General features: G+C 65.9%; 6 protein-coding genes. 2 read left to right on the forward strand and 4 right to left on the reverse strand.

Annotation, left to right across the window (positions count from 1 at the left end; genetic code table 11):
- The first annotated feature begins 362 nt into the window (after positions 1–362).
- A complete protein-coding gene (locus tag AC5JJ6_RS33675; RefSeq protein ID WP_496046222.1) occupies positions 363–578 on the forward strand; it encodes a hypothetical protein in 216 nt (71 codons plus the stop codon).
- 97 nt (positions 579–675) lie between these two features.
- Here the strand turns inward: AC5JJ6_RS33675 and AC5JJ6_RS33680 are convergent, their stop codons facing one another.
- The 4 genes from AC5JJ6_RS33680 to AC5JJ6_RS33695 all read right to left on the reverse strand — a co-directional run bounded on the left by AC5JJ6_RS33680 (position 676) and on the right by AC5JJ6_RS33695 (position 5421).
- Complete coding sequence (locus AC5JJ6_RS33680; protein ID WP_496046223.1) at positions 676–981, reverse strand: hypothetical protein; 306 nt, start codon at positions 979–981, stop codon at positions 676–678.
- 235 nt (positions 982–1216) lie between these two features.
- On the reverse strand, positions 1217–2446 hold the full coding sequence (locus AC5JJ6_RS33685) for an MFS transporter (RefSeq protein ID WP_496046224.1): 1230 nt from the start codon (positions 2444–2446) through the stop codon (positions 1217–1219).
- Positions 2447–2536: 90 nt separating this feature from the next.
- A complete protein-coding gene (locus AC5JJ6_RS33690) occupies positions 2537–3703 on the reverse strand; it encodes a DUF2252 family protein (RefSeq protein WP_496046225.1) in 1167 nt (388 codons plus the stop codon).
- A 518-nt stretch (positions 3704–4221) separates the two neighbouring features.
- Complete coding sequence (locus tag AC5JJ6_RS33695) at positions 4222–5421, reverse strand: extracellular catalytic domain type 2 short-chain-length polyhydroxyalkanoate depolymerase (RefSeq protein WP_496046226.1); 1200 nt, start codon at positions 5419–5421, stop codon at positions 4222–4224.
- Positions 5422–5727: 306 nt separating this feature from the next.
- Here AC5JJ6_RS33695 and AC5JJ6_RS33700 point away from each other — a divergent pair, with 306 nt between their 5' ends.
- Positions 5728–6750 carry a Bug family tripartite tricarboxylate transporter substrate binding protein gene (locus AC5JJ6_RS33700; protein WP_496046227.1) on the forward strand — a complete coding sequence of 341 codons (1023 nt, stop codon included), beginning with the start codon at positions 5728–5730 and terminating at the stop codon, positions 6748–6750.
- Positions 6751–7352 lie beyond the last annotated feature (602 nt).

Below are 7352 nucleotides of genomic sequence, written 5' to 3' on the forward strand. Positions count from 1 at the left end.
AACAGCGTCGAATCAGAACGCGCGATTCCAAGCAACATCAAAGTGCTCTAGAGCGCTGATCCGCAGGTTTGGCCCGGGTTTCTGCGGCAACCTTGATGGTGCTGCACCGCAACAGAGCCGGGTTTTCTCTCCGAAATGCCGGAGACTCTCCGGACCTTGAGGGTAGGGCGATTTAACCCTCAAGCTTTACTGCATTGAGATCGCACGGCTTTCGGGCGAGATACTGGCGGCTTATTCAGCGTGGCGACCGCCTGCTGGTCGAAGCTGTGGGCCAATATCCTTTCTCCGTCCCCAAGCTCTTGTTCTGTGCGGAGCCCCGATCGACCATCCGCGTCCACCCTGATCGGAGGCATCGTCCTGCCATGGCGCACGATATCGCCGGACTGATCGCCTGGGCCAAGCGCGAAGAGTGGCGCAGCGCCCTGGGCGAGCTCCTGGACCGCCACAGTGCTCAGGCTTGTGCCGCGGCAGGTATCGAGATGGAGGACATCGCGGACATTCTCGGGGCGAGGCTGGCACGCTATTTTTGGTGCTGCCATCGAATAGCCGATCTCCCGCGACAGACGTCCTGGCGATAACAACACCACTGCCGCGCTCTGGCACAGCGCCGAGTGGCCCAAATCGGGACTGCGCCGAAGCACACGACCGACTCATCGGCGCCGCAGCCGGGAGCACTCACCCGCCGACAGGCTTGGTGTAGCCGAGATTTTCAAGCGCTTGATCGATTAGACGATTCTGCGCTGCGGCATCATCCGCTTTGCCAAGCATCAGCTCTTGCCGTAGAATTTTGGTTCCATTAGTAGAAAATACCTCGATTATTGTGATCCTGGTCACCTCTGAGTGCTTGATGTCTGACTTCTTTATGTCCAACTTTTTCAGGTCCGATTTGTCTGTGTCCGATTTTTCCGTGTAAACCGCTTCACGTGTGACCCAGCCAACAACATCAGGGTTTACGTAAACGCCAAAAACATCTTTCAACATTTCTGTTCCTTCCAGAACAAATCCTGCGCGGCAGTTGTGGACCGCGCAAGCAGTAACTCCGCAGCGATGCTGCGGTGGCACAGTTCAGTTGAGCGGGATTGGCAAGCTGGTTTCGCCAGCTCGAACATGACGTCGTCTTAAGGTCGCGTGGCGCCGAGATGTCGGGCGCGAGCGGTATCAGCCGTAGCCCCGGTCGCTGGGCGCCGTCCACCGGCTTGTCTGGTGTGTCGTTCCCTTATGATCTCCGCCGTCCCAACAAGCCGCCGTAAACTGCCACCGCCACGGCTGCGACGGTCAGGAACGCGGCGGCCACCCCGAGCGCCGCGGCCGCACTACCCGTTGCGTCGGCGGCCCAGCCGGCAACCGGTGGCAGCGCCGCCATACCGGCATAGAAGATCGTCCAGTAGACACCCATACCAAAGGTTCGGCTTTCCGGCGCGAGTGCACGCGCAGGGAGGGTCATGATTACTGTCGCAGCGACGCTCCCCACCAGCCCTGCCGCGAGCAGCGCCCCTGACTGTGGGCCGACACCCGTGGCGAGCGCCAGCACCGCCAGCGCCGTGGCGGTCAGGCAGGCGGCGGTGGTCAGCAGCGGTCGGCCTGTCCGCTCGGCTAACGCGCCGCCAAGGGGTGCCAGGGGAATGCTCGCCCAGCCGGCCAAGCTCGCCATCGCACCGGCGGTCTCGGGAGACGCACCGCGTCCGGCCAGCAGCGCCGGTGCGAAACCAAGCAGAACGGCGTAGCCCACGTTTATGGCGGCCCAGGCGACGCCGGCGGCCAGCACGGGGCCCCATTCCCCGGGGTGCAACGGCCCACCGCGGCGCTCCCTGCCGACTAGGCGTGGCTCGGTAGTGGGCGCGGAACCCGATCGCCTCTTGGTTAGGAAGAAGGGCACCGTGACAAGGGCGAGGGCACAGCCGGCGGCAGCAGCCAGCATGGCGCCGCGCCAGGACAGCATTGCTGCAGCGAGGGTGGGCAGCAACACCAGTGTAAGTCCGACTCCGAACGGGTAAGCGGCAAGGAAGCTGCCCATGGCGGGCGCCAGGGCTGGACCTGTGAAACGGGCCATCACCATCGCCGAGAGCACCACATTGAGTAGCGCCGCACCCGCGCCGGATACCAGGCGGGCAGCCAGCGCGGACCCGAAGCCCGATGCGGCAGCAAAGGCGAAACCGCCTGCGGTGCAGAGCATGAGGCCCGCCAGCACCATCCGCCGCTCGCCGAGCCGGGAAGCAAGCCAGCCCGAAGGTAGCGCGACGAGCGTGCCGGGCAGCATGTAGGCACCGATCAGCGCGCCGAGCCCGGCATAGCCGAGCTCAAGGCCAGGATCGGCGAGCAGCACCGGGCCGAGTGCACCTACGGATTGCACCTGGATCGTCACCGCGGTCCGAATAGCGATAATCAGGGCGAGGACGGCCCAGCGGTTGCAACTTGCTGCGGGCGCTACGGACACACCGATGGCCATGGTCGATTCTCCCCCAGCACCCTGCCCGGCGGACCTCATGTTCCATGTGCTTCCGCCTATACGGCAATGGAAATCGGCCGGAACCTGAGGTCACCTGTGACCGCAGCGGTGGCTCCAGTCGGCCCGGAACACCGCGTGCTCAACACGGACGTCCTCCGCTGCCCTCTCAGCAACTGCCGCCAGCCAGGACTCACCCCGGCCTGCCAAGTCGCTCTCGACGGCGCTGCCAACGTCTCCGGTACCGCGATGGATTGCGGCTAGCTCCCGACCCATTGCCTCCAGCATTCGCTGGTCCAGCAGCACCTCCAGCCCCAGCCTTTCCTCTGACCCGCTCTCGCCCTCTGGGGCGATCGTCTTGTCGGTCCCGATTTTACGGTTGTTTGGCGAGAGGCGACGCACGGCGACGCCGTCCGCGACGCGGTACCAGGGATCGGGTGCTCGGTACCGGCCCGTAGCAATCTCCATGCAGCGGATGGCGCGACCTCCCCTCTTGTCCACGCGTGTCCAGGCCGAGGGCACGATGCCCTTGGCTTCGCGGACAACCCAATCACCGCGCCATCGCGCACGCGCCACCCACCGGGGCCGACCGAGGCTTCCCAGCCCAGCGCTGCGGTACCATATCTCCGGCTCGCCGCTGCCGGCGGGTAGAGCAGCCAGCAATGCCTCGTGGTAGCGCGGCGATAGCTTGGGCCGCTCTGCTTCCGGTTGGGCGAGGAACCGCCTCCGCCTCTTATCCAGCTTGTCCCAAAAGTCGTGGCGCGCATCTTCCGGCACGATCACCAGCTTCCGCAGCCACTCGAGCTTCCGGTCCAGGATAAGAGGCCGAGGCTCTTTCAAGCCCTTACGGTACCCCTGGAAGATAGAAGCAGCAATGATAGGCGCGCCCGGGTTGCAATCCTTGATGCAGGCCAGCACGGCACTTGTTGCGAGGCGCAGGAGGTCTAGAACATATGGCATATCGGCGGCCTCGTCGTAGTCGTTGACGCCCCAGACCAGGCGCCCGTCCGCGTCTCGCCAGGTGCCGAAGTTCTCCAGGTGGATGTCACCCACGGCTAATACGCTGGGCGCCCCTGCGAGCTCATCCGCGATGTCGAGGATCCGTTCGGCCCAGCGCCAATAGGTGGCTCGCAGAAAGGGAAACGGTGCCTCCGCAGCCATCTCCCTGTGCTTCTCAGCCAATCCCTCTGCAACCACCTCTTCGCCCATCTCATCCCGGAGGAAGCCCTCGTAGGCCTCTGTCGATTCGATGATCCCCATAATCAGCACCTCTGCCTGCTGGCCGGATCAAAACACCAGATCAAACCGTAGAGGGTCGTGGCGGCAGGTTGAACCCGCAGCGGAAGCAACGGCCAATCCGCGAAGCAAAGCGTGGTCGAACTAGCCGCTTATGGATTCGGTGGAATCGCGCCGGAACGCCTGGTGTTCCTCGGTAGATGCGACGTGCTGACCAACATGGCTCGGCTCTGGGCCTTAGCCCGCATGGCACTAGGGCATTGGGCAAGGTGCCTTGGGATACCGGATGCGACTAACCGCCCTATGGTCGCGCAGGCATCGCTGGCCAGCGTTTGAGGACGGCCAGTTTGCGCGCATGTCGGCGCTCCAGGTCGTTGTTCACCATTCTGATGAGTGGATATCGTATCGATTGCCCCTGTTGGCTGAGAAAGGTGGGAAGCGGACCACTGACCCGCCGGACCGCATTACCGATGGATTGCTTCCACGGCGGCAGACCGGTGCAGGGGTGGGCTGACCATGTGCGATAGACGCCGTTCTGCACCTCACCGCGCGTCGAGCAGGCGCGCCATCATGGCTCTGACAGCGGCGATCTGCGGGGCGCCGCGGCCAAGGTAGCCCTCGCCGCTGTAACCCCACCAGTCCCAGCAGCGGCGCGGGTTCAGAGGGGTTCTCGTCACTTGCGGGTAGAGGACCACCACACGGTTGGACACAGCCCAGCGATCGTATCCGGCGTCGAGCAGGAAGTCGGCGCCAATCCCCCCTGCGTCGGGCGGGGTTCCTGCGTCCTGCTGGCAACCGTGGAAGACGACGTGCAGGTTGCAGCGCTGCTGGCGGCACTCCTTCGGCACATAAATCCAGCCCACCGCAGCCATTCCCGTCTCCTCGCGCGTGGGAGGAACGAAGGGGCGCTGGTCGAAGGAGCGTAGTTCGCCTCCCTCCGTCGCATCGCTTGGGGCATTTAACGGGCCGTACAGGTGCCCCAGGATTTCACCTGCTGCGTCAAAGCCGCACCGGTTGATGAAGGGCGGCCCATAGATGCCGCAGGCCCGGGCCGGGAGCGGGCCGCGTTCGGGAAAGTCGGACACCGGCATCCCGTGCGCGGCTTTCGGGCCGTTGTTAGGCCGGACCAGGAGGTTCGGTTCGGCCATCCCGAGCCGCCGGTAGAGCGAGACTAGGGCGTCGAAGGTCTCCTTGGGCACCAATTCGTCGGCTTCGCCGCGGAACAACCAGACCCGCGTCCCCGCCAGGTGGGATGGCGCAGCGATGGTGCCGGCGCGTCGGGCTTCGGCGACCACCGCAAGGCTGTCCTCGACGCGCGGAGGCGGGACCGGCAAGCCGAGCAGAGTCGACCCCGCGACATGGGTACAGGACAGGGCTGCGGCCTGGGTACGCAGGAGCGGCGCGGCCCCGAACGCCCAAGGGTTCGGTACGCGCTCGGCGCAGCCGAAGGGCCCCCCGGCAACAATGCCGGCCCCACGCACCAGGTCGGAGTGGGCAATGTGAAACTGGTGGGCGACGAAGCCGCCCGAAGACAGACCGGACACTGTCACCGAGTTCGGGTCCAGCGAAATGCCTGTCGGGAGAGACCCGGTCTCAGCGGGAGAAGAGGTGGCGCTCCTGCTGACGGCCGTAGGCGCTCCTAGCAGGAGTGCCACCGCCAAGCACATGACGCGCAGTCCCCTGCTCGGCCGGCGGAGAGTAGGCGCCGAGCGATTGCCGGAACTCGCCCTCGTGGACGTCATGCTGGCCCCCTCTTGGCGGGGTCGGAAGCTTATTGGTGTTGGGCGCCGCCGCGCCATACCGTTCCACAACGCGGCCGTCGACCCGGCCTCCGCTGCAGCGCAAGTACGATCCGCACCGGCCGTCCGAGGCTGGAGGCGGCCCGTCCAGCGCCTGCTCCTCGCGCACCGAGGCCCCCTTTGAAGGAGGCTTGCTAAAGGCGCACGACCGTCACCGCCGGGAAGCCCCGTAAAGCGCTGGATAGGGCGGCGCGGGATGCGTAGCGTCCCTGCATGAGCGGCCGAAGGCTGCCGGCGAGGAGACATCGCATGATCATCCAAGGTCCCCAGCACCCAGGCCTGTTCCGCCGCAGGGCCCTGCTAGCTGCCGGCACAGGGCTTGCCGCCCCCGGTCTCGCCCGCGCCCAGGCAACCGGTGGCGCCGGCGCCTGGCCAGAGCGGCCGGTCAACCTGATCGTTGGCTTCCCGCCCGGCGGGCAGACTGACCTCGCCGCGCGCGTGTTGCAGAATGCGCTGCAGGTCGCGCTCGGCCAGCCGACGCCGATCGAGAACCGTGGCGGCGCCGGCGGCAACATCGCGGTCGAGCAGGTGCTGCGCGCTCGGCCGGATGGCTACACCCTAACCGTCGGCAATGTTGGCACTTTCGTGCTGAACCCGCACACCATGCCGGGGATGAACTTCGACCCGCTCGAGCTCGTGCCCATCGGGCTGATGCTGCAATCGCCACTGCTGCTGATGGTGCACAGCGGCATCCCCGTCCGTACTTTCCCCGAATGGCATGCCTGGATGCGCAGCCAGCAGCCGCGCGGCATTGACTTCGGTACGACCAGCGCCGGCGGCATCGGGCATGCCACAGCGGAGAAGTTGCGGGCGCGCCTCGGCGGCAACCCGGTGTTCAACATGATCCACTACCGCGGCAGCGGGCCGGCCTTGCAGGATTTCATCGGCGGGCGCTACCAGACGCAGTTCGAGGCCCCGTCGCTGGTCCACGGCTTCGTGCAGGAAGGTCGGCTGCGACCGATCTTCGTCACCTCGCCCAATCGCAACCCGGCCTTCCCGGACGTCCCGACCGCGGAGGAGGCGGGGCTGCCCGGTTTCCACGTGGCGGCCTGGGTTGGGCTGTTCGGTCCGCGTGGCCTGCCGCCGGAGATCGTGCGGCGGGCGAATGCGGCACTGAACGAGGCCTGCCGCGACCCGACGCCGCGCCAGCGCTTGGCCGAGCGCGGTGACGAAATCGGCGGCGGCACGGTGGAGGAGTTCGCCGCGCGCGTGCGGCGGGAGCATGCGGAATGGGGCGCGCTGGTGCGGGAGGCCGGCATCCGTGCCGAATAGGTGCAGTGGCACGCGTGACTTACTCCTAGGGCCGCCCCGGAAGAGCGCGGGGTGTTAGGCCCAACAGGAGGGGCTACCGAGCCCCAGCTCGTTCTCGCGGCCGCTTCGGGCGGACAGCGGACATAGAGGTCACAGCGGGTCCATGGTTGGTTTGCGCCAAGCTTGTTGGAAAGTTCGGACCACACCGGAACACGAAAGAAAGGTGTTTGCCTGCTGCGCGCTGCCGCACCGCTGTGTCGCCGATAGTAAGCTTCCTCTTGCCCTCGGGCGTTTGTATCGTCTCCTGGCAACGCGGATGCCCGCGAGGAGGAGCGAGGCGATGGCTGAGCCGAATGGAGGCGCAAACTCCAAAGCCGCGGCCATGAGTACCTGTCGCGGCGCTCCGGAGGACTCAGAACCCCGCGAGAGTCTACGTGATGCCATTGTGTCCTCAACTCGGCCGGAGCACAGGCCGAGTGCGCTAGGACGGTTCCGGGTACGGCTACGCCGCATGTTCTATGGCCACCGGCCGTCCGCCGTAGCATTTCAGATTGGTCCCCTTGCCCTCGACCTAGAGCACTTTGATGTTGCTTGGAATCGCGCGTTCTGATTCGACGCTGTTG

It is taken from the genome of Skermanella sp., assembly GCF_059503625.1.

Excerpts from the sequence above, each read along its gene's own strand:
- AC5JJ6_RS33700 (WP_496046227.1), top strand. The coding sequence starts at position 5,728 with ATGATCATCCAAGGTCCCCAGCACCCAGGCCTGTTCCGCCGCAGGGCC.
- AC5JJ6_RS33690 (WP_496046225.1), bottom strand. The coding sequence starts at position 3,703 with ATGGGGATCATCGAATCGACAGAGGCCTACGAGGGCTTCCTCCGGGAT.
- AC5JJ6_RS33695 (WP_496046226.1), bottom strand. The coding sequence starts at position 5,421 with ATGACGTCCACGAGGGCGAGTTCCGGCAATCGCTCGGCGCCTACTCTC.
- AC5JJ6_RS33680 (WP_496046223.1), bottom strand. The coding sequence starts at position 981 with ATGTTGAAAGATGTTTTTGGCGTTTACGTAAACCCTGATGTTGTTGGC.
- AC5JJ6_RS33685 (WP_496046224.1), bottom strand. The coding sequence starts at position 2,446 with ATGGCCATCGGTGTGTCCGTAGCGCCCGCAGCAAGTTGCAACCGCTGG.
- AC5JJ6_RS33675 (WP_496046222.1), top strand. The coding sequence starts at position 363 with ATGGCGCACGATATCGCCGGACTGATCGCCTGGGCCAAGCGCGAAGAG.